27 protein-coding genes, 1 pseudogene, 3 riboswitches and 1 other annotated feature are annotated in these 25,894 nt (G+C 35.8%); of the genes and pseudogenes, 19 read left to right on the forward strand and 9 right to left on the reverse strand.

Annotation, left to right across the window (positions count from 1 at the left end; genetic code table 11):
• Positions 1 to 10: 10 nt before the first annotated feature.
• The 4 genes from NSS71_RS04475 to NSS71_RS04490 all read right to left on the reverse strand — a co-directional run bounded on the left by NSS71_RS04475 (position 11) and on the right by NSS71_RS04490 (position 1,950).
• Positions 11 to 376, reverse strand: a complete 366-nt coding sequence (locus tag NSS71_RS04475; RefSeq protein WP_095257475.1) for a hypothetical protein — start codon at positions 374 to 376, stop codon at positions 11 to 13.
• A gap of 16 nt (positions 377 to 392) precedes the next feature.
• On the reverse strand, positions 393 to 722 hold the full coding sequence (locus NSS71_RS04480) for a YolD-like family protein (RefSeq protein ID WP_047940153.1): 330 nt from the start codon (positions 720 to 722) through the stop codon (positions 393 to 395).
• A gap of 417 nt (positions 723 to 1,139) precedes the next feature.
• The gene (locus NSS71_RS04485) at positions 1,140 to 1,382 is read right to left on the reverse strand and encodes a DUF2164 domain-containing protein (RefSeq protein ID WP_047940154.1); all 243 of its coding nucleotides are present in this window, start codon (positions 1,380 to 1,382) and stop codon (positions 1,140 to 1,142) included.
• Positions 1,383 to 1,395: 13 nt separating this feature from the next.
• Positions 1,396 to 1,950, reverse strand: coding sequence for a GNAT family N-acetyltransferase (locus NSS71_RS04490; RefSeq protein ID WP_047940155.1), 555 nt, complete (start codon positions 1,948 to 1,950; stop codon positions 1,396 to 1,398).
• A gap of 169 nt (positions 1,951 to 2,119) precedes the next feature.
• On the opposite strand from NSS71_RS04490, the gene NSS71_RS04495 reads away from it, so the two are divergent.
• Positions 2,120 to 3,169 (forward strand): LLM class flavin-dependent oxidoreductase, encoded by a 1,050-nt coding sequence (locus tag NSS71_RS04495; RefSeq protein WP_047940156.1) that lies wholly within the window; start codon positions 2,120 to 2,122, stop codon positions 3,167 to 3,169.
• A gap of 18 nt (positions 3,170 to 3,187) precedes the next feature.
• On the opposite strand, the gene NSS71_RS04500 is transcribed toward NSS71_RS04495, so the two are convergent.
• Both NSS71_RS04500 and NSS71_RS04505 read right to left on the reverse strand, forming a co-directional pair.
• Positions 3,188 to 3,655 (reverse strand): hypothetical protein, encoded by a 468-nt coding sequence (locus NSS71_RS04500; RefSeq protein WP_047940157.1) that lies wholly within the window; start codon positions 3,653 to 3,655, stop codon positions 3,188 to 3,190.
• Positions 3,656 to 3,814: 159 nt separating this feature from the next.
• Positions 3,815 to 4,003: a hypothetical protein gene (locus NSS71_RS04505; protein ID WP_141231309.1), complete on the reverse strand. Its 189-nt coding sequence runs from the start codon at positions 4,001 to 4,003 to the stop codon at positions 3,815 to 3,817.
• A gap of 70 nt (positions 4,004 to 4,073) precedes the next feature.
• Positions 4,074 to 4,158, reverse strand: a riboswitch (cyclic di-GMP riboswitch).
• Between the two features lie 213 nt (positions 4,159 to 4,371).
• Between NSS71_RS04505 and NSS71_RS04510 the strand changes: the two genes are divergently transcribed.
• Positions 4,372 to 4,590: a hypothetical protein gene (locus NSS71_RS04510; protein ID WP_341151311.1), complete on the forward strand. Its 219-nt coding sequence runs from the start codon at positions 4,372 to 4,374 to the stop codon at positions 4,588 to 4,590.
• A gap of 53 nt (positions 4,591 to 4,643) precedes the next feature.
• Here the strand turns inward: NSS71_RS04510 and NSS71_RS04515 are convergent, their stop codons facing one another.
• The 3 genes from NSS71_RS04515 to NSS71_RS04525 form a co-directional block, all read right to left on the reverse strand.
• Positions 4,644 to 5,117 carry a hypothetical protein gene (locus tag NSS71_RS04515; protein WP_095319988.1) on the reverse strand — a complete coding sequence of 158 codons (474 nt, stop codon included), beginning with the start codon at positions 5,115 to 5,117 and terminating at the stop codon, positions 4,644 to 4,646.
• Positions 5,118 to 5,190: 73 nt separating this feature from the next.
• The gene (locus NSS71_RS04520; RefSeq protein WP_061800981.1) at positions 5,191 to 5,922 is read right to left on the reverse strand and encodes an AAA family ATPase; all 732 of its coding nucleotides are present in this window, start codon (positions 5,920 to 5,922) and stop codon (positions 5,191 to 5,193) included.
• Between the two features lie 20 nt (positions 5,923 to 5,942).
• Positions 5,943 to 7,160 carry a Y-family DNA polymerase gene (locus NSS71_RS04525; protein ID WP_369988621.1) on the reverse strand — a complete coding sequence of 406 codons (1,218 nt, stop codon included), beginning with the start codon at positions 7,158 to 7,160 and terminating at the stop codon, positions 5,943 to 5,945.
• Between the two features lie 596 nt (positions 7,161 to 7,756).
• Positions 7,757 to 7,865, forward strand: a riboswitch (SAM riboswitch).
• A 67-nt stretch (positions 7,866 to 7,932) separates the two neighbouring features.
• A riboswitch (cobalamin riboswitch) is annotated at positions 7,933 to 8,123 on the forward strand.
• 218 nt (positions 8,124 to 8,341) lie between these two features.
• Between NSS71_RS04525 and metE the strand changes: the two genes are divergently transcribed.
• From metE to NSS71_RS04610, 17 genes and pseudogenes are all read left to right on the forward strand, one after another.
• Positions 8,342 to 10,627, forward strand: coding sequence for a 5-methyltetrahydropteroyltriglutamate--homocysteine S-methyltransferase (gene metE / locus NSS71_RS04530; RefSeq protein WP_061801002.1), 2,286 nt, complete (start codon positions 8,342 to 8,344; stop codon positions 10,625 to 10,627).
• Positions 10,628 to 10,872: 245 nt separating this feature from the next.
• Positions 10,873 to 11,592, forward strand: coding sequence for a YebC/PmpR family DNA-binding transcriptional regulator (locus NSS71_RS04535; RefSeq protein ID WP_061800980.1), 720 nt, complete (start codon positions 10,873 to 10,875; stop codon positions 11,590 to 11,592).
• A gap of 228 nt (positions 11,593 to 11,820) precedes the next feature.
• Positions 11,821 to 12,588 carry a MerR family transcriptional regulator gene (locus NSS71_RS04540; RefSeq protein ID WP_047940163.1) on the forward strand — a complete coding sequence of 256 codons (768 nt, stop codon included), beginning with the start codon at positions 11,821 to 11,823 and terminating at the stop codon, positions 12,586 to 12,588.
• 219 nt (positions 12,589 to 12,807) lie between these two features.
• Positions 12,808 to 13,272: a VanZ family protein gene (locus NSS71_RS04545; protein ID WP_341151312.1), complete on the forward strand. Its 465-nt coding sequence runs from the start codon at positions 12,808 to 12,810 to the stop codon at positions 13,270 to 13,272.
• 74 nt (positions 13,273 to 13,346) lie between these two features.
• A complete protein-coding gene (locus tag NSS71_RS04550) occupies positions 13,347 to 13,658 on the forward strand; it encodes a hypothetical protein (protein ID WP_095319991.1) in 312 nt (103 codons plus the stop codon).
• A 283-nt stretch (positions 13,659 to 13,941) separates the two neighbouring features.
• Positions 13,942 to 14,403 (forward strand): annotated as a pseudogene (locus NSS71_RS04555) (SMI1/KNR4 family protein); the annotation flags it as partial.
• 787 nt (positions 14,404 to 15,190) lie between these two features.
• Entirely contained in the window at positions 15,191 to 15,331 is a 141-nt protein-coding gene (locus NSS71_RS04560; protein ID WP_341151313.1) for a hypothetical protein, read from the forward strand.
• 567 nt (positions 15,332 to 15,898) lie between these two features.
• On the forward strand, positions 15,899 to 16,327 hold the full coding sequence (locus NSS71_RS04565) for a VOC family protein (protein WP_341151314.1): 429 nt from the start codon (positions 15,899 to 15,901) through the stop codon (positions 16,325 to 16,327).
• A 54-nt stretch (positions 16,328 to 16,381) separates the two neighbouring features.
• Positions 16,382 to 16,696, forward strand: coding sequence for a DUF3892 domain-containing protein (locus NSS71_RS04570; protein ID WP_341151315.1), 315 nt, complete (start codon positions 16,382 to 16,384; stop codon positions 16,694 to 16,696).
• A 66-nt stretch (positions 16,697 to 16,762) separates the two neighbouring features.
• Positions 16,763 to 17,251 carry a hypothetical protein gene (locus tag NSS71_RS04575; RefSeq protein WP_341151316.1) on the forward strand — a complete coding sequence of 163 codons (489 nt, stop codon included), beginning with the start codon at positions 16,763 to 16,765 and terminating at the stop codon, positions 17,249 to 17,251.
• 65 nt (positions 17,252 to 17,316) lie between these two features.
• Positions 17,317 to 17,586: a binding site (T-box leader), on the forward strand.
• Positions 17,587 to 17,668: 82 nt separating this feature from the next.
• Positions 17,669 to 19,129 (forward strand): lysine--tRNA ligase, encoded by a 1,461-nt coding sequence (gene lysS, locus NSS71_RS04580; RefSeq protein ID WP_341151317.1) that lies wholly within the window; start codon positions 17,669 to 17,671, stop codon positions 19,127 to 19,129.
• A 311-nt stretch (positions 19,130 to 19,440) separates the two neighbouring features.
• Positions 19,441 to 20,034, forward strand: a complete 594-nt coding sequence (locus tag NSS71_RS04585; protein ID WP_341151318.1) for a kinase — start codon at positions 19,441 to 19,443, stop codon at positions 20,032 to 20,034.
• A gap of 272 nt (positions 20,035 to 20,306) precedes the next feature.
• Positions 20,307 to 20,846, forward strand: coding sequence for a GNAT family N-acetyltransferase (locus NSS71_RS04590; protein WP_341151319.1), 540 nt, complete (start codon positions 20,307 to 20,309; stop codon positions 20,844 to 20,846).
• Positions 20,847 to 21,049: 203 nt separating this feature from the next.
• Positions 21,050 to 22,273: an MFS transporter gene (locus tag NSS71_RS04595; protein WP_061800973.1), complete on the forward strand. Its 1,224-nt coding sequence runs from the start codon at positions 21,050 to 21,052 to the stop codon at positions 22,271 to 22,273.
• Between the two features lie 293 nt (positions 22,274 to 22,566).
• On the forward strand, positions 22,567 to 23,484 hold the full coding sequence (locus tag NSS71_RS04600; protein ID WP_061800972.1) for a DNA/RNA non-specific endonuclease: 918 nt from the start codon (positions 22,567 to 22,569) through the stop codon (positions 23,482 to 23,484).
• A gap of 584 nt (positions 23,485 to 24,068) precedes the next feature.
• Positions 24,069 to 24,461, forward strand: a complete 393-nt coding sequence (locus tag NSS71_RS04605; RefSeq protein ID WP_321198320.1) for a hypothetical protein — start codon at positions 24,069 to 24,071, stop codon at positions 24,459 to 24,461.
• A gap of 289 nt (positions 24,462 to 24,750) precedes the next feature.
• Positions 24,751 to 25,830, forward strand: a complete 1,080-nt coding sequence (locus tag NSS71_RS04610) for an ankyrin repeat domain-containing protein (RefSeq protein ID WP_341151320.1) — start codon at positions 24,751 to 24,753, stop codon at positions 25,828 to 25,830.
• Positions 25,831 to 25,894 lie beyond the last annotated feature (64 nt).

Consider the following 25,894-nt stretch of genomic DNA (forward strand, 5'->3'; position numbering starts at 1 on the left):
TTAAGGCAACTTAAAAAATGGCATTTTCCTTAAATAAATAGTAAGATAATAGCTTTTCTGTATTTGCTTTTAATTCTGTATTGGCAAATCGGTGAACTTCGTGATAGTTGGCTACATAGTAATGATACTCGGTAAAGTTTTTATCCACATTGCCTTTTAGTAGTTTTATTTTCTTTCTATACATTTTTTCTCTGAAGCCTTTTAAATCATCTTGGACTTTTTTCATCGTATGTTCGATTAAGTTTAGATAGACTTGATTAAGTTTAAAGGGAGTTGTTTTTGCTTGCTGGTAATCTCTTTCTAAAACAGTTAGTAAGAGAGGCAAATATATGAGATGTTCCAGTATTTTTATGTCTTCCTTTGATAGTCTATTCATGGTGATTTCCTTTAAATTATAGGCGTTCCACATCGATTAATAGATGGAATGGAATGTAGTGAATAACATTGGTTTCGTCCTCTATCCGAAGTTCTTTTTTTAAGTAGTCAATAAAAACAGTTCTGCCAATGAGTGTTTCGATAAATCCATTTTTAAATAATGAAAATTGCAGGAATAAATGGTATTCCATTCCCTCGTGAATAAGCAAATCGATATCATTTAATTTTTCTTGATCCAATTCTGGTTTTTTTATTTTTTTCTCATTTAATAGCTCTTCTTTCACAGCAGCAACATGTTCTGGCAGCATCATTGCTACCCATTTTTTTGTTCCACGGTCTTTAATCATGCAAACACACTCCTTATATTATTATAATAAAACGAACAGACGTTCTTTTCAATACTTTTTTGAGAACATTTGTTCGTTTTATAATATGCGCATAATGATGATATATATGTGAAGTTAGGGAAAAAAATCGTAGCGTATAGAAAACCACTGATGAGGTGAATACGTATAAAGCGAGGGAGATCGAAGAGAGAAGGGGGTTTTCGGTGATTCGCTAAAAAACGTGGAGGAGCTGATTATATGTTTGCCTATCAATTTGTTTCCATTCCCGTTAAAGGATTGAGTGGAATACTCCAAATGGATTATCAACCAATTTGTTCATGAATATGCAAGAAACGGTGGAGTAGTCTTTAACAATGGAGGTAGTTTTTGAAAAAGAAAGAAAAGAAGGGGAAGGCAGTGAGCCAACCCTTTTCCTTTTTATTTAATAGGTCTTTCAAGTGTCAATAATTCGTCTTCAAGAGAGCTGGCTCTTTCTTCTACGATTTTTCTTGCATCTTTTACTCCAGCATTATAAAAATGGGGAGCAAGAGACTCTTTCACAAAGTCTAACAACCGTTCGGCAGCAAATTCCGAGATTTCTTCTTCTCGCTCTTGAGAAAAGAAGTATTGAATGTCTGCAATCATCGCATTTTGCTGTTCTCTAGTTAATTTATAAAACATGGTATCCCGTCCTTTATTTTGAGTTTTCCCATTCTTCACGCAGCAAACCATAGATAACATGGTCAACATAATGGTCATAAAGCCATTCTGCTTGTCTGATAATGCCTTCTTCTGTAAATCCAAGTCTTTCTGGAAGTGCTCTGCTTTTTTTGTTTTCGCTTGCTGCTGCAATTTGAATACGATTAAGCTTTAATTCAGTGAAGCCATAATGGATGATCGCTTGGCATGCTTTTGTCATAATTCCCTTTCCCTGATATTCTTCTCCTAACCAATAGCCAATTTCGCCAATCTTACTCGTACGGTTAATCTCATTGAAGCCGATGGTTCCAGCAATTTTTCCTTTATAGAGAATGGCGGTGGATTTTGGATAGCCACCAGTTTCCAGCATTCCTTGAAGTCTTTGCCGAATATTTTCTTTTGTGTCTTCCACTGTTCGCGTATAATCAAGCCAGCCGAGCCATTTCTTTAAATAAGCTTTATTTTTCATTGTTAATTGAAAAAATTCTTCGGCATCGTCTAAACGGAACACTCGTAGTGCTAAATTTTCGTCAATTGTATGTTCAAACATATGTATCCCTCCGCGGTTAGATTATGTATATTCTTTCATTGTAAGGGAAGTGAGTCAGAAGTTCATTACTTTTTTCTTCGCTAACACAATAGTTGTAATTCGAGACATCTCCTGTTTTAATAGAGAAGAAGGGATGATTTTTGTCATTATTAAGGAGGATATATATATAGTGGAGATAGGAATAAGTACATTTGTAGAGACAACTCCAGACCCGCATACAGGGAAGGTAGTAAGTCATGCAGAGCGAATTCGCCAAGTAGTGGAGGAAATTATTTTAGCAGATAAAGTTGGATTAGATGTTTTTGGCGTAGGAGAACATCATCGAAAAGATTATGCCGCGTCCGCACCTGCGCTTATTTTAGCAGCAGCTGCCACACAGACAAGTAAGATTCGGTTAACAAGTGCGGTGACGGTTCTTTCTTCTGATGATCCGGTTCGCGTGTTTCAAGATTTTGCAACATTGGACGGGCTATCAAATGGACGTGCCGAAATTATGGCCGGCCGTGGTTCTTTCATTGAATCATTTCCGCTCTTTGGCTATGATTTAAATGATTATAATGAATTATTTGATGAAAAATTAGATTTGCTTTTAAAATTGCAAGCATCCGAGAAAGTAACCTGGAGTGGAAAGCATCGCGCAGCTATTCAGAATCGTGGTGTTTATCCACGGCCAGTACAAGATCCACTGCCAATATGGATTGGAAGTGGAGGAAATAGTGAGTCTGTTGTACGTGCTGGGATTCTTGGATTGCCACTAGTGTTAGCAATAATCGGAGGGAACCCAGCAAACTTTGCCCCGCTTGTCGACCTGTATTACCGTGCAGTGGAGCATGCCGGTCATGATCCGAAAAAGTTAACAGTCGCGTCTCATTCTCATGGATTTGTAGGAGAAGATACACTGCTTGCAGCAGATGCATTCTTCCCATCCACTCAATATGCAATGAATGTGCTTGGAAAAGAAAGAGGATGGGAACCATATACGCGAGAAACTTTTGATGCAGCTCGTAGTGAAACTGGTGCTTTATATGTCGGAGATCCGCGTACAGTCGCAGATAAAATTATTGCTCTGCGCAAAAATGTAGGAATCACACGTTTTATGCTTCATGTTCCTGTTGGCAGCATGCCACACGACCAAGTGATGCGTTCAATCGAATTGCTTGGAACAGAAGTTGCCCCGATTGTCCGTAAAGAAATTGCCGAATGGGAAAATAATAACTAAAAAGATAAGGACTGCTCGTTAAGAAGCAGTCCTTATCTTTTTATCGGAGATGATAAATTTTTGAAACCAGTAATTAAGAAAAGAGAGGCCATATGCAATTAAGAATAAATGAATGGATGTGAATTTTTTTAATTTATAAAAGCCTGCTTTTTGAAAAAAGGAATTTAGTGGAAACGCAAAAATAAGATCCATGATTAAGTTTACTAGTGTGTACACAAGGAATCTTTTATATGTGAAATGAAATATCCCAATATTAATGGCGGCGAAAGGTCCGAATATAAACCCTAATGCGTCTGCGACCAATGATTTTAATCCGCCTTTTACCTCCCACCATTTAAAGATAAGTGATAAGAGCGTTTCAACTAAAAGGATAGAAGCAGAGAAAAAAGTAACCGGAAGAAATTTTTTAACTGCTGATTTAGGAAGAAAAAACAAGCTTCCCCAACTAATCAGAACCATACAAATTCTTAAAATAACAATCGACATTGGATTCCATCCCCATTTTGAAATTTTCCTAAATATGAATCATTTTTAGTTTTCGTCTATTTAATAATTTTATTCTCAGTAGAGTCGGGAAATGTGGAGAATAAAGTCTGATTTGGCAAAGGGAATGGAAAGGAACAGTAGACAATAAAAAATCCATCATTAATTAATGATGGATTGGCAGTAAGGACAGGTGATATCAGTTAACTGTTTAAATTCAATTCGTTTAAAGTCTGATTTTTTAAAGGTGGAGTATGATTTATACTTTGATCCACACATACAATAATTTTTGTCCTTTACAACATGTCTAAGACAAGGCTTTTCATCCGTTACTACAGTTGGGTAAAACATTAACATTCCTCTTTTCTAATTTTATAAGGCAAATTAGACAGGAAGATTTATTAACAAGATATACGATAATCTTGGCAACCCGGCTACCATAGCATTTTTGCTTTAGGCCCGTGGCTTTGCGTCTTTTACTTTCGTAAAATTTGCCCAAATTTAATTCTACCATGTTCCTCTGTTAATTCAAGGTATAAAGTCATGATTTTTTAATGTTTTTGTAAAAAAAATGAGTTTATAGACCTATTTATTGTCAAATAAGGAAATAAGACGAGCGTAAATACTAATTTCAGATATATATTCGATTATATTCATGAATGTGGCAGGAAAAAAGAGATGGATTTTTTGGTATACCGCCAAAAGCGGCAGGGAACAGGATGAATTGCCGCTATATCAGCCAACCTGCAGGATATATCAGCCAAAGTGGAGGGGAAATCAGCCAACCTGCAGGGTATATCAGCCAAAGTAGAGGGGAAATCAGCCAACCTGCAGAAATATCAGCCAAAGTGGAGAGGAAATCAGCCAACCTGCAGAAATATCAGCCAAAGTGGAGGGGAAATCAGCCAACCTGCAGAAATATCAGCCAAACCAAATAAAACCCCAACAAAAAGCCGAGTAGCAACCCAACCAGGACGCGCTTTCTTTATAATTACGCCAAAAAGGATTTCTTCTCGAGCTTATTTATTAGCTTATAATATTTAATTAAAATAAATAATAAGAACGGGTTAATAAGAAAGGAGTAGGCGAGTTTCCACCAGCCGTAATGAAAGAATCCCCATGGAGAAGGGAGTAAAGTAAGCCACTCGTATCCCACAATGATAAAATTCCATAGGAAAATAAACAAAATTTTATTTAGAATCCGCTTTTTCATCGGATAAAGGTTTAAGAAAATAATATTTACAGGCGGTACTAAAAATAGAATATGAATGATGGATTCCCAATCTACTTCGGTTTTGCTGAAGTACCAGTAGGCATGATATCCAATATCAATATATAAGTCAAATAGCTGCTGAAATGCAATCGTGAAGATCCATATATGTAAGATTTGATTTACTGTTAACTTTTTATTTGTTTTATAAGCAATCAAGTTAAATAAAAAGACAGAGAGTAATAATCCAAGCATAACATCCTCCTGGAAGTAATTAGATAGTTATACTATTTACTTACTTTGATTAGATTATCCTATATATGTTTTTTTACATTTCTTCTTCTGTAAATATATCTTTTAACATTTTCTCCCGATATTGCAAAAAGTATTTAGTAATCTGATAATGTTCTGTATCCTCGTATGCTATTTCTTCGATTTGGTCCCCGTCGAAGCTTAGAATTGTTGCACTTGGATACCCTAATAGAATTGGAGAATGGGTGGCAATAATAAATTGGCATTCTTCCGTTTCAGCTAAATCATGGAGGATGCGGAGAAAGCTTAATTGCCGCTGCGGGGATAGCGCAGCCTCGGGCTCATCCAGCAAGTAAATGGCTTCCCCTCTAAAACGATGGAGAAAGAGGGATAAGAAGGATTCGCCATGAGATTGCTGCAATAAGGACTTTCCACCATAGCTCACATACTTTTTTTCACTTTCTAGTTGATCAATATGGGTGGCAAATTGATAAAAGGATTCAGCCCGCAGAAAGAATCCATTGGTGAGCTTAGTCGGAGACCAAGATAGCTGCAGATATTCTCCTAAATCCGATTGAGAAGCATGAATATCATAACTGTTATTTCTTCCGCCGCCTGCTGTGTTAAATTGACATTGATAGGCAATTGCCTCAAGCAAGGTCGACTTTCCAGAACCATTTTCCCCTACAAAAAAAGTCACTTTATTTTGAAAATCAAGGGAGCTGAAATGGCTAATAGCAGGGATTGTAAAAGGATAGCCACTTTTTGATGGGATATTTTCTTTTTTTAAGCGAATTTGCTTTAACATTTGATGCACCTCATTTTTGTTTATTTTTTATGACCGCCAAGCAGCTGTGCGCGCTGCAAGGCTGTACCGCCAGAAGTGTAGGAAACAGCACGTAAGAGGGCAGTTGATCCATAGCGATTTCGAATAGTATCGACAACATATCCAAGCTTTCTTTTTTTCCAGCCGCCTGTATCAAATAAATCTAATTGCATTTCATCATCATTCTCTAATTTTGTAATAGAAACAGAAATTTGTCTAACGGTTTGTCCTCGGTGATTTTCATGAAACAATTCAAGACAAACTTGATAAATAATCATGGTTACATTAGTCGGATTTTCGATTGTTCGTGAGCGCTGGAAACCGCCGCCGAATTCATCTTTGCTGTAAGAAATGCCTAATGTAACCGTGCGTCCTGCATGGTGATTACTTCGTGCTCTTTTGGCAACATCTTCGCACATTTCAAGAAGAACCGATTTGATTTCATCAATCTCTTTATAATCCCGTAATAAAATTTGACTTTTCCCATAGCTGATTTGTCCCTGCATAATAGGTGCGCCAATTTCCGATAAATCAATGCCCCAAGCATGATGGTAAAGTTGATTGCCCATAATTCCCAATTTTTTCTCTAGTAATCCTAAATCATAGTGTGCAAGTTGACCAACAGAGAATATTCCCATATTATTTAATGTCTTTTCCGTTCGCTTCCCAATCCCCCACATATCGCGTAAAGGGGAGATAGGCCATAATTTATCTGGAATGTCTTCATAAGTCCATCTGCTTATACCACCTTCTGCCTTTTTGGCTTCTAAATCGAGGCAAAGCTTTGCCATAAGCATATTTGGGCCGATGCCGATCGTTGAAGGCAGCCCAAACTCACGCATAATATCGGCTTTTATTTTTTGTGCTATTTGGAAAGGTGTGCCCAAGCTTTTTTCCATTCCACTGACATCCAGAAAGCTTTCATCGACAGAATAGGTATGGACAGCAGTAACAGGGACATATCGAAAAAATAATTTCGTTATTTCCGTTGACACCCGAATAAATAGTTCCATTTTGGGATTACTTACGAGAATTCTTGGATCATCTGGTATTTCAAAAAGGCGGGAGCCAGTCTTTATCTTAAAATCCTTCTTCATAGCTGGAGATGCCGCAAGTACGACACTGCCCTTTTGATCGGTATTGCCGACAACAACTAGATGACAGGTTAGAGGGTCTAAACCTTTAGTGACCGCTATAATACTCGCATAAAAACTTTTCATATCGACGCAAAGAATCGCTCTATTGGGCAATTGGTCATAATCAAACACGGTAATGCTCCTTTTTTTAATCATTTTGTATGTTTACTAAGCTGTGAAAAGGAATAGAGTGCATATGATTATTCTTATCCTTGAATACGAAACTCTTGTTTTAGGTGGTTTTGCCATTTAAACGATCAATCGTTCCATTGTTAAAAATATCGTAGTGAAGCAAAAGCTTATTTTCGAGTCCTTCTAGTAAGAGTAGCTCCATTTCTGCATTTTATCTTTTTCTAAAATGAGAATTGTTATTTTTTCCGGTTACTCTAAAATCTCTTTTATACTTTGAAACATGCTCCGGCGGCAGCAGCGATGTCCATTTAATCGAGCCTCGATTGCGTATTCATCATCTCCTTAATGGTTTCATCATATCAGAACAAACGTTCGTAAACAAGGAAGGGAACAAGAAAAATAAGAGGTAAAAGAAGGAAATGAAATATTAGAGAATAAAAATTTTACGTATCCAAAATAAGTAAAAAAACTTTCAACGTCTATAAAACAAGAATTGACAACAAGAAATTATCGTGCTAATATTTTGTTAATTCAAAATCGAATAAAAACTCTTATATAGAGAGGTGGAGGGACTGGCCCGTCGAAGCCTCAGCAACCATTCTTTTTAAAGAAAAGGTGCTAATTCCAGCAAAGCTATTATGCTTTGAAAGATAAGAGGGGGATAAGGATACAAGGTGAAACCTCTCTTTTTTTTAAAGGGAGGTTTTTTATTTTTGCACAGGACAATTGAATAGCGCAAATAGGTGCTGTGAATGAAGTATTCATAGCTTAAAAGGGAAGACCGGTTAGAATCCGGCACGGTCCCGCCACTGTAAGGAGGAGCAATTTCTCAATATCCACTGTCTTTTTTAGATGGGAAGGGGAGAAAGAGTGATGATTCTAAGTCAGGAGACCTGCCTATTTTGTAAGTAAGCTACTCTACGTGGATATAGAGGAGGGAGACCATGTGTTGGGATAAAGCGTATCTCAACTCTAGTTAGTGCTGGACTAAAATGAGAGAAAATCTCATAAGAGTCTGACTCCACTGTTTATCCAAGAAGCAAGAAAGTAGGAAGCTTCTGAAGAGAATGTGGATGTCAGACTCTTTTTTTACTAACTTTTGGCTGAGAAAAAATAAGAAATGGGGAAAAGAAATGTACAAAAGTTCTAATTTAGGCTATCCGAGAATTGGAGAAAAGCGAGAATGGAAAAAAGCATTGGAACGTTATTGGAAGGGAGAGTGTTCCGAAGAAGAGCTTTTACAAGAAACGAAAAACCTTCGATTGAAAAACTTACAAAAGCAAAAGCTTCAAGGAATTGACTTGATTCCAGTTGGTGATTTTAGTTTCTATGACCATGTATTAGATACGGCTGCAATGTTTGGGCAAGTGCCAGCTAGATTTGCTTATGATGGGGGCAGGGTCCCGTTACAAACTTATTTTCAGATAGCTCGCGGAAATCCGACTGCTGTAGCAGCAGCCATGAAAAAATGGTTTAACACAAATTATCACTATATCGTGCCAGAGCTTGGGGAGAGAACACCAACATTAACGGAGAATCGCCCGCTGTTTTTTTATCGGGAAGCAAAAGAAGCATTAGGAATCGAAGGGAAACCAGTATTATTAGGACCGCTGACCTTTGTGAAATTAGCAAAAGGCTATGAAGAAGATAAGCTTGCAGAAACAGTGGCATCCTATCTTCCTTTATATGCGCAGGTTTTAAAAGAGCTAGAAGCAGAAGGGGTACAATGGCTTCAAATTGATGAACCATATTTAGTAACAGATGTCACAGCAAGAGAATGGGAGATCACGCAGCAAATATATCAAACATTGCGAGAAGCGGCTCCAAACTTAAAAATAATTCTACAAACCTATTTTGATTCTGTAACAGATTATAAAACAATTGTTTCGTTGCCTGTTGCAGGAATCGGTTTAGATTTCGTTCATGATGATGGAGAGAATTTAGCATCTATCCAGCAATACGGATTTCCCCAAGATAAAATCCTAGCGGCAGGCATTATTGATGGTAGAAATGTATGGAGAGCTAATTTAGAGGAAAAATGGAATCTGCTTACAGAGATACAGAAAGCGGTCGGAAGTGATAAGTTAATTATTCAGCCGTCATCAAGCTTACTTCATGTACCGGTAACAGTGAAGGAAGAGCAAATTGCTCCCATTTTAAAAGAGGCACTTTCTTTTGCAGATGAAAAACTGCAAGAATTAAATGCATTAACAAAAGGAATTAGAAATGGAAAAGCAGTCATTCAAGCAGAAATCAATAAAAGCGTAGAAGCAATCGGTCAATTGAATGCCTCCTCAGCAAGAAATAATCAACACCTTCAAGAAGAATTAAAATGGCTTCCTGATAAAGTGGAAAGAAGTGAAAATGCAAAAATCAGACAGCAAGCACAACAAGAAGCTTTTAAACTCCCAATTCTTCCAACCACCACAATCGGAAGTTTTCCGCAGACAAAGGAAGTACGAAAAGAACGCTTGAGATGGCGAAAAGGAGAAATAACGAATGAGGAGTACGAGACTTTTATTCAAGCAGAAATAAAAAAATGGATGGAAATACAAGAAGACTTGGGATTAGATGTATTGGTACATGGAGAATTCGAACGAACCGATATGGTTGAATATTTTGGCGAAAAACTAGCTGGTTTTCAGTTTACAACATTTGGCTGGGTTCAATCCTATGGTTCCCGCTGTGTGAAGCCGCCTATTATATATGGAGATGTTGCTTATGTGAATCCAATGACGGTGAAAGAAACGGTTTATGCCCAAAGCCTGACGAATAAGCCTGTGAAAGGAATGCTGACAGGGCCCATTACGATTTTAAACTGGTCTTTTGTAAGAGATGATATTTCACGATCAGAAGTTGCCAAACAAATTGCCTTCAGCCTTAAGAATGAAGTAGAGGAGCTGGAGAAAAACGATATACGCATGATCCAAGTAGATGAACCGGCACTTCGTGAAGGGCTGCCATTGAAAAAAGAAAAGTGGCAGGGCTATTTAAATACTGCCGTCTATTCTTTTAAACTTGCTACCACTTTTGTGGAAAAGGAAACACAAATTCATACCCATATGTGTTATTCGAATTTTGAAGACATTATCGATGCTATTGATGCCCTCGATGTGGATGTCATTTCTATTGAAACTTCGAGAAGTCACGGTGAATTTATTCAAACATTTGCAAATAAAACATATGAGAAAGGAATTGGCCTTGGTGTATATGATATACATAGTCCTAGAGTGCCAACAAAAGAAGAAATAACGCAAACAATCGGAAACTCCTTAGGTGTTTTGGATCCACAATTATTCTGGATTAATCCTGATTGCGGCTTGAAGACTAGAAATGAAGAAGAAACGATTCGTGCACTTGAAGTAATGGTAGAGGCAGCGAAAGAAACCAGAGAAAAGCTATTTGTGCAAAAACAGTAATTGATCGTAAAAACTTGTAACCTTGGTTGCAAGTTTTTTTGCATTCCCATTAAAAATGTCCAAGGTTTGCCACAAAGTTTTTTTCAAAAAGCTGAATAAAATGGTCATTTCATGTATAATATTAGTGGCTTTAAGTAATGACAGATAGATAAGCGCCTAAATACAGTAACTAAAAGTTGAAGAAGTACCGTGTTTTTATCTATAATAAATAAGTTGAATGTATAAGCAGAAAGAGAGTGTTCATAATGGGTCGTAAATGGAACAATATTAAAGACAAAAAAGCTTCAAAAGATGCAAATACTAGTCGGATTTATGCAAAATTCGGACGTGAAATTTATGTAGCGGCTAAACAAGGGGAACCAGATCCAGAATCTAACCAAGCATTAAAAGTTGTACTAGAGCGTGCAAAAACATATAGTGTACCAAAACACATTATTGATCGTGCGATTGAAAAAGCAAAAGGCGGTTCCGAAGAAACATATGACGAGCTTCGCTATGAAGGCTTTGGCCCTAACGGTTCGATGGTAATCGTTGATGCTTTAACAAATAACGTAAACAGAACTGCTTCAGATGTTCGTGCGGCATTTGGCAAAAATGGCGGAAACATGGGAGTAAGTGGATCTGTTTCTTATATGTTTGATGCAACAGCTGTTATCGGTGTAGAAGGAAAAACAGAAGAAGAAGCATTAGAGCTACTAATGGAAGCAGATGTAGATGTCCGTGATATCATGGAAGAAGAAGATTCTGTTATTATATACGCAGAGCCAGATCAATTCCACGCTGTCCAAGAAGCATTTAAACAAGCTGGTGTAACAGAATTCACTGTAGCCGAGTTAACAATGCTTGCTCAAAACGATGTAACATTAGATCCAGAGGCACAGGCGCAATTTGAGAAAATGATTGATGCAATCGAAGATTTAGATGACGTGCAGCAAGTATACCACAATGTGGATTTAGGCGAGTAAGCTGGATAAGAATAAATGATAAAACCCCACTTATTGGATGGATGAGAGCCATCCAGAAAGTGGGGTTATTTGTTGTTAGAAGAAGTATATCCCCAGTCTATAAGTTGGGGGATTTTTAACTTATTCGGCAATCGCCAACCATTAGGTAGAATTTTTCCAATTCTCCCTTGAACCTCCAGTTACTTGAGGAGTTATAATGAAATTAAACTTTGAATAGGGGGAATTTTAATGGACAAAAATAACAAGTTTTCGATTGGGGAATTCTCAGAAAAGACAGGAGTATCAATTCCTACTTTACATTACTATGATGAGATTGGTATATTACGACCCGAAAAGAATCCATCATCCGGTCACCGAATTTACAAATATCAGGATATTGTAACCTTACAGAAAATTCTTAGCCTAAAATTTCTAGGATATAGTCTAGATAATATCGCTAATTTGTTATATGAATCAAGTTTTACTACTGATTTGAATGAAAGTCTGTCTCTCCAATTGCAAGTGTTAGAAAAAGAACAAGAACAAATTGAACAATCCATAAAATCTATTAAAAGAGTAATTAAGCTAGTCAAGGAAGAAGGAGAAGTAGATAGTGCTGTTTTATTTAGCCTCATTCATAGCATGCGTACCGAATATATCCAAGAAGAGTGGATGGAGCGTCATATGTTAACAGATGTTGTTGAAGAGCTATCAAAGAAATCGGAAGAAGATAAAATCACTTTAGATAAAACATATATTCAGATGTCTAAAAAAGTAAAACGATTATATGGTAAACCAGTAGAGGATCCAGAAGTCCAAGAAATGATAAAGACCTATATAGAAGCATCCTTGGCATTTCTTGGGGAGGATTTGATGCAAAAGCTGGCTGATACTAATATGGAAGAACTTGATATTCAAGAAATTGAAAATATGACACCATCTCCTTTTACGGAAGAAGAACAACAATGGTTTAACCAAGCAATGGCATTTTATATGAAGCAAGAAGAACTAGAATAGGCAGATAACCCTTGAAGTTCAAAGAGATAAACCATTAAAAGGGCACGTTTGTAGGATTTAACAGGTCTTTCCTTAGTTAAAAGGGAAGCCTTTTTTTATGCTGGGATAAACAAATATTAGTAGAGGTAAAACTTACCTTGATTGAGGATCGTCTAATCATTGAAAGAGAGTAAATAAAGGTATGCAGCTTACAAACATAGAAAGGTAATGGAGGGGAAAATGAAGAAAATAGGAAAAGTAGCTCTAAAGATAAGTTTCGTGTTTTATTTATTAGCATTAGTATATTTATTATTCTTAGGCACAAGAGCGATCTTCTGGTCAGATATATCATGGATAGAATATATAAAAAACTCATCCAATTTTGTTCCATTTAAAACGATAACTACCTATATTCTAGCAATATTTGACGGAAGTATGAATATGTATATACCTATTGAAAATCTATTTGGTAATTTTATGATGTTTATGCCAATGGGTATATACTTACCTTATTTATTCAAGCATTTAAACAAGTTTAGCAGATTTACTATTTCGATGAGTTTCTTGCTAATAGTTATTGAAGTAGTTCAAGTAGTTACAAGATTAGGGAGTTTCGATATTGATGATTTTATCTTAAATATGTTAGGTGCATGGATAGGATATGGTGTTTGGAAAACAAAAGTTGTCCAATATTTACTTAAATGACTTATGTTGAAGAAGGAGTACAACGAGAGAACAAAGAATATAAAAGGGGAGAATTTACAAGGGGATGATATACGATGGAAGGGATACTGCAATCATTTTTAGAAGTAGAAATTTCAGATCAAGAGTTTTATGACGGCATTATTGATTTTATTTATAATGGCAATATAAGATGTGGAGAATATGAATGCAATGAATTTGTCATTCGGAAAATGGATCTTTTAAATTTCATCGTTTATGTAGAGTATGTTATAGATGATAAGAGAGAAATTCACGGGTCTTTTTCTATCGCTAAAAATAAATTACTTCGAGCCATTAATGAATATGCCCGAAAGCAAGGATTTACCATAAGAAATTTCGAAGGTTATTCTAAACATAAAGGACATTGATCTAAAAAAGATTAATGTCTTTTTCGTTTGGATGTCTTATGGAAGAAAATAAGTTAGAAGCACAAGCATTGCGAAAAGGGAAGTTATTTGTGAAGTAAATTATTAGCTGGGATAAAGAAATTTGGTTATTTCAAAAAGAATAGTATTGTTTATGTTTTAGGACTTTTTTGGCAGAAGCAGGGTTTCTCACTCTGGTTAGAGAATACAAGTTAGTGGCTACGTAGTAGTGTGAAAAGGATATCTAAAATTATGGAAATTAAAAAATGATATTGGGAGAGAATCAATGTTAAATAATATATGGCAAGAAGATGATGATTACTATAGGCTAGCTCCATTAACAGATAAACTTATAAAAAAGGCCGAAGAACAATTAAATATTAAGCTGCCATTATCTTATCTTAATTTACTGCAGAAACAGAATGGTGGATCTATTAAATTCAATGCCTTTCCCTCGAAAGTCCCTAATTCATGGGCAGAAGACCATATCAATGTAGACCATATTTTCGGTATAGCAGAAGAAGAGGGCATATTAAATAGTGAATACCTTATTAAAGAGTGGGGTTTGCCGGATAATATTGTCTTATTTAGTGGAGATGGGCACTCTTGGATTGCATTTGATTACAGGAACGTAAGAGAAGAACCACCAATTATCTTTGTTGATGTAGAAATGGAACAGATTATTAACCTGGCTCCTGATTTTTCCACATTCTTAAGTGAGTTATACTCTGTCGAAGCAGAAATGGAGAATGAAGAAGATGAAGAAACTTATCTTCAGCCAGAGACAATCAATTGGAACCTAAATAATGTTGAATCAGCCTTGTCAACTTACGACATACCGCAAGTGATGTTAGCTTTAGACTATCTCTGTATAAATATGAAAGGGAATGAAGGCTTTATTGAGCAGAAGTTAATAAATCTTCTACAGAGCTCAGTGCTTGAAATAAAGGAAATAGCAGCAAATTATGCTAATCATTTCAATAAAATGGGGATAATCTCTTCTGAAGGTATTGAGAATATGCTATCTATTATACGTGACGATAAGGAAATAGAATATTATGTGGAAATGTTCTTTAGTGATATTTGAAGTTTAATTCTATCTCAAGGGAATCTTAATGCTAATCGTTCTATTCATTAATTAATATTCCTAAGTTTTAGGACTCTTTGGTACTAAGTGCAGTATGCGCAAATAACAAGCAGTATAAAGCAAAATAGTCTAATGGAGAGAAAAAGATAGAGAGGGATATTGTGTAAAAAGAGGTGATTATATGGAAAAGGTATTTTCTCGTGTCCTTATAAAAGATGAGGACTTCATATGTTAGTAATTCAAGATAGAGCAAACAATTGGAATTTCCCAGGAGGCAAACAGGAATTAGGAGAAGACATCTTTAGAGTGTGCAAAATGAGAAATACAAGAAGAAATCGCTCTTTATATTCATCAACTTACAGAGGTTTTCCAAGGAGATTTTTATTTCGGACATACTAAATGGAAGGGCTATTTCTATTTTGCAGAGTCTGTTAGCGGAATACCTTCGATGAATGAAATGGATAAAATAAAAGGAATCAGGTTTGTAAATAGTAAGGAAAAGATTAATTTTCCAATTGAGTTATCCGCAGCAATAGAAACAGTATTAACTAGTAATCTTGTCCACGATAAAATAACTAAATGGATTTAACATTTAGGTGCTTTCCTTTAAATAAAAGGGAAGCTTTTTTTACGTTGCAATGGGGCAGAATAGTGAAATATTATTCAAAGCAGCGGAGAAATCAGCCAAAATAAAAAAATATCAGCCAAACTAGCAGGGGAATCAGCCAAAATAAAAAAATATCAGCCAAACCAGCGGGGAAATCAGCCAAACTAAAAATTTATCAGCCAAACTAGCAGGGGAATCAGCCAAAGTAAAAAAATATCAGCCAAACCAGCGGGGAAATCAGCCAAAGTAACCAAATATCAGCCAAACCAGCGAGGGAATCAGCCAAAATAAAAAAATATCAGCCAAACCAGCGGGAAAATCAGCCAAAGTAAAAAGATATCAGCCAAACTAGCGGGAAAATCAGCCAAAGTAAAAAGATATCAGCCAAACTAGCGAGGAAATCAGCCAAAGTAAAAAGATATCAGCCAAACCAGCGGGAAAATCAGCCAAAGCAACAAGATATCAGCCAAACCACATACAAAGAAGAGGATATATTTTCCTTTTCGTCGAATATAAAAGCAAGCTATTCTATCGAAAAGGAGAAAAATAATGAATACAATCATCCACAGAGTGGGAACGATTTATCTGCCAGTTGAAAATCCAGAATTAGCCTCAAACTGGTATCAAGAAAAATTAGGAGCAAGAGAAAATTTCAGAAATGAAGATAAAGCTATTTTAGATTTTGCGAATCAAAGTTTCTTTCTTGTTAAAGCGGAAAAAGGAGAAAAAGCAGCCTTTCAAGATGACGTAGGAAATGAGCATTTCTTCCTGACATTTGAAGTTGATGGGATAGACCAATTAAAGAAACTTCATTCCTCCTTAAAAGAAAAAGGTGTTACGGTTGACGATATTGAGGATAGAGGACATACAGGCAACAATTTTGTTTTTTACGATCTTGATGGAAATAAATTTGATGTGTGGAGTCAGTTAAGCCCGAGCTTTAAAGAAAAATACTTGATTAACCATGATGAAAGATAGATGATACATAACTTGAAAACTCCAGAGCATACTAATGGTTTGGAGGTGGCTATAATGGATGAAAAAGACTATCAAAAAATATACGATAATTACTTGCAGCAAGCAAGTGGCCAAGCTCAAAAAGAAGCGGCCGAAGAAATAGATCCTAATGTAGAACAAATTGTCGCTGTTCGTAAAAATGAGGATGATGATATTATTGCTTTTAAAACGAGCAGTGGTAGAGAATTAGATTATATTACTGCCCTTGATGAAGCTAAAGCAGGAAAATTAGCGCATGTGGATGTTTTTCATAAATATGGCAGGGATATTATTCGTAGTGAACCAGATGGGATTAAAGAAAATAACTTAGATAATTTGCCTACTTTTTAAATAGGGAAATAAAAGAGAATATTCAAGTGGTGGATATTCTCTTTTAACGTTTAAGGAGGAGAGAGTGTGATAAATATACATACATATATATTTAATTCGCAAAGGGAAAAAATTGCTATTACAGAAGAGAAAGCAATAAGCATAGCAAATGACTATCAAGTGCGAAACAATGGTTATATAGACGGCTTCATCCATATCACATATTATAATCATAATATAACATCAGAGGAAAACAGCGATGATGTAGAATTAATGTGGATTGGTTTGCTGCGAATGATGTTAGAATACTTGGAAAATGGCAGCGGAGAAACGAGTTATTTTATGAACGATCAGACTTGGAAAATGGAAAGAATCAACACAAAGCCAGAAAATCAAATATTGTTCAGTATAAGAAACAAGCAGAAAAAATTCGCATTTGAAGAGCAATTATTTCTAAAAGAATTACTAAAATGTGGGGAAGAATTCACGAAATTTATAAGTGAGATATCTCGGCCAAATAGTATAACTGCTTTAGAGCCAGTTATAATGAAAATAAAAAAACTAGTATACAAGTAATCTTTAGTTGTAACTATTGACTATAAATCTAATTTAAGGTAATATTTTCTAAAATAAATACGGAATAGTTGGCTAAGAAGAGAAGAGTAATTTTGATTTATTATTTAAAGAGAGCTCCAGCTGGTGAAAAGGAGTAATAAGAATCTTAATGAAAAAAGACTTGGAGCTTTCGCACGGATCAAAGAAACACTCTTTGTGATACTGCGACGGGATCTCCCGTTATAGAGATAGGGTATAACCAATTTTTTAATTGCCGTACCCGAAGAGGTTGATATGGCAACATATCAATAAACTGGGGTGGTACCACGAAGTTAATAATAACTCTCGTCCTCAAGATGAATAATCTTGGGGGTGGGAGTTTTTTTATTTTATATAGAATAAATAAAAAATCCAATAAAAGGACTGGAGGGCCATAGAATGAGCCAGGAACAAACAATACGGAGAATAGAAAAATTAGCGGCATTAAGATCAGAGGGAGTTTTCGTATATCCAGAAAGATATGAGACAAATTATGAACTTTATGAAGCAGCTTTACTGGAGGATGGCACAGAAGAAGTGCGAGTGGCAGGAAGAATCATGGGGATTCGCCAGTTTAGTAAATTTAGCTTCCTGACGATTTCAGATATTCAAGGAAGTCTGCAGCTGCTTTTGAAAAAAGAAGAGGTCGGAGAGCAGTCAGCCAATGTTTTCGCTAACTATTTTGATGTAGGAGATTTTATTGGTGTGGAAGGAAAAATGTATTCGACAAAAACAAAGGAAAAAACGCTGCGGATCGAAAAATATGTTTTACTAGGAAAGGCTCTGCATCCTCTGCCAGAAAAATGGCATGGATTAAACAACGTAGAGACCCGTTATCGACAACGTTATTTAGACCTGATGATGACAAAGGAAACAAAAGAACGAATGTTAACACGAACAAAGTTAGTCCGTGCAATTCGGAGATTTTTAGAAGAAAGAGATTTCCTAGAAGTGGAGACACCTATATTACAGCATACTTCTTCCGGGGCATTAGCTCGTCCATTTAGAACGTATCATAATGCATTGGATTCGGAATTAAATTTACGAATTGCACCAGAGATTTACTTAAAAAGATTAATAGTAGGAGGCTTTACTAAAATATTTGAGCTTGCAAAGTGCTTTCGAAATGAAGGAGTCAGTCCTCAGCATCTTCAAGAATTTACGATGGTAGAAGGCTATGCGGCTTATTGGAGCTATGAGGATACAATGGCACTCATGCGTGATTTACTTCTATATGTGCTGAATGAGGTTTTTCATACAACCGTTATTTCCATCCAAGGAAAAACCATTGATTTTTCTTTAGACTGGAAAGTCGTCTCCTTTAGGGATTTAATTCTAAAAGATACAGGCATTGATATTGATTTATTTCCCAATGTAGATGACTTGTATGAAGAAACAAAGCGGAGAAGTATCTATTTAGAACAAGACAATATCGAGACCTTAGGAAGAGGGAACTTTATCGATTTGTTATATAAAAAAATGTGCCGTCCGCAACTAATAGAGCCAACTTTTTTAATCAATCATCCTATTGATTTGTCACCTTTGGCAAGAGCAAATGATCATAATCCCGCAATTACGGATCGCTTTCAATTAGTAGTAAATGGAGCTGAAATTATCAATGCATATTCTGAATTAGTGGATCCTCTTGAGCAAAGAAGAAGATTAGAGGCACAGGCTGTTTTGAAAAGCGGCGGTGATTTAGAGGCAATGGAAATGGATGAAGACTACTTATTGGCAATGGAATATGGAATGCCGCCAATTTCTGGTTGGGGATTTGGGATTGAACGCCTTTTAATGATATTAACAGACAGTGAGACAATTAAAGATTGTGTACTGTTTCCATTAACGAAAAAAGTTTAATAGAATTTTACAAAAGAAAAGCAGCAAGCATCCCCTTTTAGTAAAAGAGAAAGTGAGACCAAAAAGTTTTGGTCTCCATTGCTTTAGATTAGGAAATTTAAAACGCTTATTTAATTGAAGTAGGAGAGGTCAGATGATAAAAAGAGAAAAATAATTGATTTCTAGATTGAAAAAAGAGATACCTAATAGGTGAGGAATTTTCCAAAAAACTGGATGTAATCAGACTGGTCTGTTAAAATCTAATGATAAAGAAGAATGAGAGAATGATAACAAATTTAGTGAAACAGCTCTAAAGGAAAAGAGGGACTAATTTGCAAGATCATATAAATGCTATAGCAGCAAGCATTCCAATACCCGCAAGTGGGAAAAGAGTTGTGGTTGGGATAGACGGGTTAAGCCGGTCTGGAAAAACAACCATCGTGAAAAAACTACAAGCAAGTCTCCATGAAAAAGGATTTTCTGTAACAGTTTTACACATAGATGATTATATTGTAGAAAAAAATCGGCGTTATCATACCGGCTATGAGGAATGGTATGAATACTATCATTTACAATGGGATGTCCATACGTTACGAGAATCACTTTTTAAGGAACTAAAAGAGACAACAGAATTACAGCTGCGTAAATATAATTCAGACGATGATACCCACCAAATAGAAACGATTTCCTTATCGCATACTGACTTAATCATAATAGAAGGAGTTTTCTTACAACGGAAAGAATGGAGAGAGTTTTTCGATTTTATCCTCTATTTAGATTGTTCAAAGGAAACTAGATTTGCACGAGAAAGCAAGGAAACGCAGCAGAATCTAAATAAATTTAAGAATAGATATTGGAAGGCAGAGGATTATTATGTAAACACAGAATATCCAAAAGAACGAGCAAATATGGTGTTTCAAGTTTAAAGGAAAAGTACCGATTACATAAATAAGGAGCAAGATCGGGCAAAAGATTTTTGCATAAGGGGGCGTGGGCTGATTACTAGGATAAGATCTAATATTGATCACTTCAACAGCCATTTTAAGATGACTTCCTTTTATATATAAACATGCAGTGAACGGGAAGTAGATTAGGTATTTATATACCTTTTACTATAGTTCTGCTCTGTACTTGGAGGATAATTAATAAGGTAAAGCACAAAGAAGTGTGGAAAGGACGTGGCAGGATGATAGGTAATATGGAACAAAACGTTACACTTCTTCCGGTAAAGAAGTATATGCTGGCTGATTTTAAGCAGGAATTACACGAAGCTTTCTTAAAAGGGTTAAAGGATAGTTTTCCAGAGCATGACAATCCAGCTGAAATAGCACCGGTTCCATCTGAAAAGGATGTTGAGCAAATGCTCGCAGAACCAGATGCAGCGATCTATCATCTCGTAATGAGCGGAGAAAATCTGGGTGGAGCAGTGTTAAAGATTGATGAAGACACACAGCATAATGAAGTTGTATTTTTATATATGAATGCGAATGCCCATGGTAAAGGAATCGGGACAAAAGCGTGGCAAGCAATAGAGGCAGCATACCCAGAAACAAAAGTTTGGGAGCTATATACACCCTATTTTGAAAAACGCAATATTCACTTTTATGTGAATAAATGTGGTTTTCATATTGTGGAATTTTTGCATAGAGGTAACCCTGGCCCAGACTTTGAAGTGGATGAAACGAAACCAGATACAGAATATGAATTTTTCCACTTTAAAAAAGTAATGAAGAAGTAAGAGCGTAATTTTATAAGGTAACTAAAAAAGTTGACTACTTGTTTAAGTTAACTTTCAGGTTGTATAAAAGCTGCGTTTTTATGCGGTGGAATGGATATATAATCGTTTGATATGTGCGCAATAAACAAAAAGAAGAAGGAAAAACTTGTATTTTAATGATATAATCATAGGGTTGTTTTCGATTAATCAAGAGAGGAGATAGTATGAATAGTATACGTTTTTATAGTTTCTGGTTTGCTAAGACAAGCATAGCCTTAGCGGATGTCATTTACATTATGGTCATTACCACCTACATATATCAAAAAACGGAATCTGCATTAATGTCCTCATTGTTTCCTTTATTCAAGGCTTTGGCTAATTTAACTGCAGGTCTAACATCCCCATTAATTTATAGAAAGTTTGCTTTCACTAAATTAATGTTAAAGCTTCAGGGGTTGAAAGCATTATTACTTTCTTTTTTACTACTCGGTTTTATGCCGATAACGAATCATATTTATGTTTTGCTTCTATTTATTTTAGTTATATCTTTTATGGAAGGATGGGGAAACCCATTACTTAACTCTGTTACACCTAAAATTGTACCAAAGGAAAATCTTGTGAGAGCTAACAGTTCACTATCCATCACAACTCAATCTGTTCAAATAGCGGGTTACAGCTTTACAGGTTTTGCAGTAATAAATTGGGGACATAATTCTACTTTGGCGTTTAATGTAGTATTGCTTTGGCTTTCTGTATTGGCTTTATATATTACATCAAAACATTTCGTTTCTAATATGGAAGTTCCTGTCGAAAATAAATCCAAGTGGGCGCTGATGAATGAAGGATGGAAGATTTTATGGCATAATCAGACGCTTAGAATGGTTACTTTAATGGATGTTATTGAGGGAATGGCAGGTTCCATTTGGGTTGGGGCAATAACATTGGTGTATGTAAAAGAAGCCCTAAACCAAGGAGAGCAATGGTGGGGTTTTATTAATGCAAGCTATTATGTTGGTGCTATTTTAGGGGGGATAATCACCATATTCATAGCTAAAATAATTCAGAAGCACTTGATACTTAGTATGGCAGTTGGTTCGTTAGTATTTAGTATTTTTACTTTAATTTATGGGCTGACCAGTAGTCCTATATTGGCTCTTCTGCTTTGTATTGCAATGGGTCCAGCCTACCAAATAAGAGATGTGGCTCAACAAACTGCATTTCAAATAAATATTCAAACCATAGACTTACCCAAGGTATTTGCATCACAGAGTATTCTATTATCAACTGTTACAGGTTTATCCATTTTTCTAATAGGTTTCATTGCTGACTTTGTTGGAATAAGAGCCGTTTATATATTTGCCTCCATCCTAATCTTTATTTCTGCTTTATTATCTTTTACCTTGGTTAAAGTAAACAAAAAGAAATTTTCTACTGTAGATGCTAGGTAATATTAAAGGGGACAATTTCTGACTTGGAATAGTGCCTATTTCAGTACTAAAATTAATCAAATAGCATCTTTTGTTGAATCGAAAAGCAAATACTAGTGAAACTTCTAATTAGAAAAAAATAATGTAATATCTCTCCAAATCTTTTATTGAATTTAATACTACATAATCTAAGTATTTACTGTAATAATATTAAAATTGTAATATACTATTTTAAACAGGTTAACATTGTTAATTCTGTATAAGTTGAAAATTTCTAGAATGAATAATAAGAAAACATCATGAGGAGTCTTAACATGAAAAAGAAAATGAACTATTTAATCTTACTTTTAACTGCTATCTTTATAGTTGGTTGTTCCAACGTAGAAGATGTATCGAATACAGATGGGAAAGCTGATTCACAAGAAGTAACTACCAAAAATAGTGAAACAGAAAAAACATCGACTGAAAAACAAGTAGTAGAGGAAGCAGCAGCCCAATCAAAAAATGAACTGTTCAAAGGATACAAACTTATTGAAGTGGATGGCGGTGATTTATCTGGTCATCGTGAACCGAATGTTGTTGTTGATATTGGATACGGGGATCGTGAATATTGGGCATTTACGAATAAGCATGGGCAGCTAGTCCGTGTCATTGCTGAAGAAATCATTCTACAAGATGACAATAAGGAACCAGTAACATCGTCTGGCAGATACTACTCTGATGAAGCAAAGGTTCCTGGTGTCGAGAGAGCAGATTTAGATGAAGGACATATCATTGCAGATTCACTTGGGGGAGTGTCGAATGCTTATAATATTACCCCACAAGATAGTACGCTTAACCGCCATGGTGATCAAGCTTATATGGAAGACGCAATCCGTAAGGCAGGTGGAGCCACGAACTTTGAAGCAATCATCACATATCCTAATACAGAAACGCAGATTCCTTCTAGATATCAGTATACCTATACAATAAAAGGAAATGTCATTAAGGATGAATTCGACAATGTGAACCCTGATGAAGTAAATAAATCACTTGGATTAACTGGCAGTAAGTCTTCTGAATCAGCTAGTTCGAAGAAGAAAGAGGATATTTCTACTGTGGATACAAACGGTGATGGTCAAGTAACAATTAAAGAAGCAAAAGCAGCAGGATATAGCATGCCAATAACAAGTGATCATTGGTTGTACAAATATATGCGCGATAATGATAACGACGGTATGGTAGGGGAGTAAGCCGCTAGAATTTCAATCCATGACCATAAGTAACAGATAAAAAGTCCAAAGAATATATTAAAAAAATGCAGCTGATATTATTAGTTGCATTTTTTTATCCTTTTAAACATCTCTAACGTCACCTGATTTGATTTATGGACAGCATGAAATGAAAGTTGCTACTCATTCTTTTTGATTCATCTTTTTGGTATATTCTAAATATCACTTTGTGAAGGTACTTAAACTATGGGGGGCTTTTCTTAAATAGAAGGGAAGTTTTTCTCTCATGTAGCTAAAGGTGCAGGGAGTTAAATAAGAAGATAAGGTATCATTGAGTTATATAAATCAATAAAGGAAGTGTACAAGTGTTTTATTTTTCAAAAAAGAAGAAAATACGAGGTTGGAAAAGGCATAAAAGAAAAATCGAAAGATGGAAGCAAAATGCAATGAATTTAGATATGGACTACTTAAGGAATTACCAAAGACAATACGAAAAATTATGGATTCACCCTTTTTATGGATTAGAACGAAGAACCCCTCCTAATTGGTATAATTGCCTTTTACTTGATGCAATGATCGAAGTTTACCTAAAGTGGCATCAAAAAATGAAAAAAGAAGATGAAGACTTTTATTTGAAACTCTGGCTTTATGACCCCCATTTTATTAATTCACAAATTGTCGTCGCATATAGAAATTGTCTTGATTTTTATGATGAAACCTTCAAAAGAAGGCAAGAAAATAAGAGATTTCCATTTGATAAATTTCATTCTTTGAGAGACAAGTTAGAACAATTTGAATGGGATTTGCATATAGAGAGTGATTATTACGATGAAAACGACTTAAATGAATGGTTAGAAGAAGGAGCTTTAACTGAAAAAGAAGTATCAAGAATAAAAGAAAAAGCCTATGATGCCGTAAGAATTAAAGATGAAGATGGGAGTTTCCTGCAATATAGTCTCGACAAAGGTGATGTTTGGATAGGGGCTTTAAGGAGATAAAGATAATACGCTAGTTCTTCAGCTAACTGTTGCATTGATCCAAGACGGATGAACGCACTTTTGTCTATTAAGTTATTAAAGGGGAAGCATTCCTGCAATAAGTGAAATCTTGCTATTGGTAAAGGTTTGTTAAATAACGGGAACTTTTTCTAAAACTAATCGTAGTAATACTAAGAATATAAAGGATTGTTATAATCAAAAAAAATAACCCAATTTAACTATGTTTTACAATTATAAAAAAAGAGCCGTTAAGGTGAGTCATAAAATTTTGAATTAAGGAGTGATAAGGTTGATCGTCTTGAGAGATATTGGAAGATTTCAGGAGCTGCCGGAAATTGCGATGCATATTTATGAAGGAAATATTTCGGCTTTAGAGGCGGAAATCGCAGCAGGCTGGGATATTGAGGAGGGTATCGTACTTAGTAAGCGTATTTCTCTTAGTCCGTTAGATCTGGCGCTCGTATTGCAGAAAATGGAGGTTCTAAAGCTGCTGGTAGAGCATGGCGTTAACCTGAATGTTCATCATAATCCAGCTTTTTTGAGAGCTGTACGTTATTGCGGGGAGGATATCGTCCGTTACATTGCAGCGCAAGGAGCCGATATGGACAAGCTTAATCAAATGGGGTCGGGTGCCTATTCAGAAGCCTATTATGGCAACAAAAAAAACATTCCGCTTATTCATGAGCTGGGATTAGATATCAAGCTGCACGGCGGTGCCATCATGCGTGAAGCTGCATCGGACCATGACCTGAAGACACTCAAGTATTTGCTCAATCATGGAGTGGACATCAATTATAATCAACCGGATATGGTCTATCCTTATCAAGCGACTCCATTAACAGTGGCTGCTCGTATGGGGAATATGGGCATGGTTAAATTTTTAATTGAACATGGTGCAGATGTTACTAAAGCGGAAAAAGACGGCGATCGGCCATATACGATTGCGGTCAGCAATAAGGATACGGTTATGGCTAATTATTTGAAATCGTTGGAGCCGGCTGAATTTCATGATCCAGCGAACAAGAAAAATGAGCTTAAAAAATATAAATTACCTGATGAACTGGTCTGCTTCCTTACAGGAGATCAGCTACGCCTTGAGCTAGCGCAAAATGAATATGAAATCGAGTATATAGATTTTTTTACGTTGAACGATACAATTGAGATGAAAATCGGTGGACAAAAGCTGCTGCGTCTTTCAGCTGATATCGACAATTACTCTGACCTACAGTTGGTTTGGAACCCAAAGAATAATGGCCTGATAGGATGTTATGATGTAGAGCATCAGACGTATCTGGATTTATGCAGCTTTACAGAGTTCTTCGCGCAGCCTGAATTGTACCTAATAAAGTATCTTGATGGAGAATTGTAAAGATGAGGAGGAGAAGATCAGATCAGATGAAGATTTTAGCCAAGAGAACAGATATATTTTTTTC

This window comes from Niallia sp. FSL W8-0951 (assembly GCF_038006525.1).
GTDB classification, from domain to species: Bacteria; Bacillota; Bacilli; order Bacillales; family Cytobacillaceae; genus Niallia; species Niallia circulans.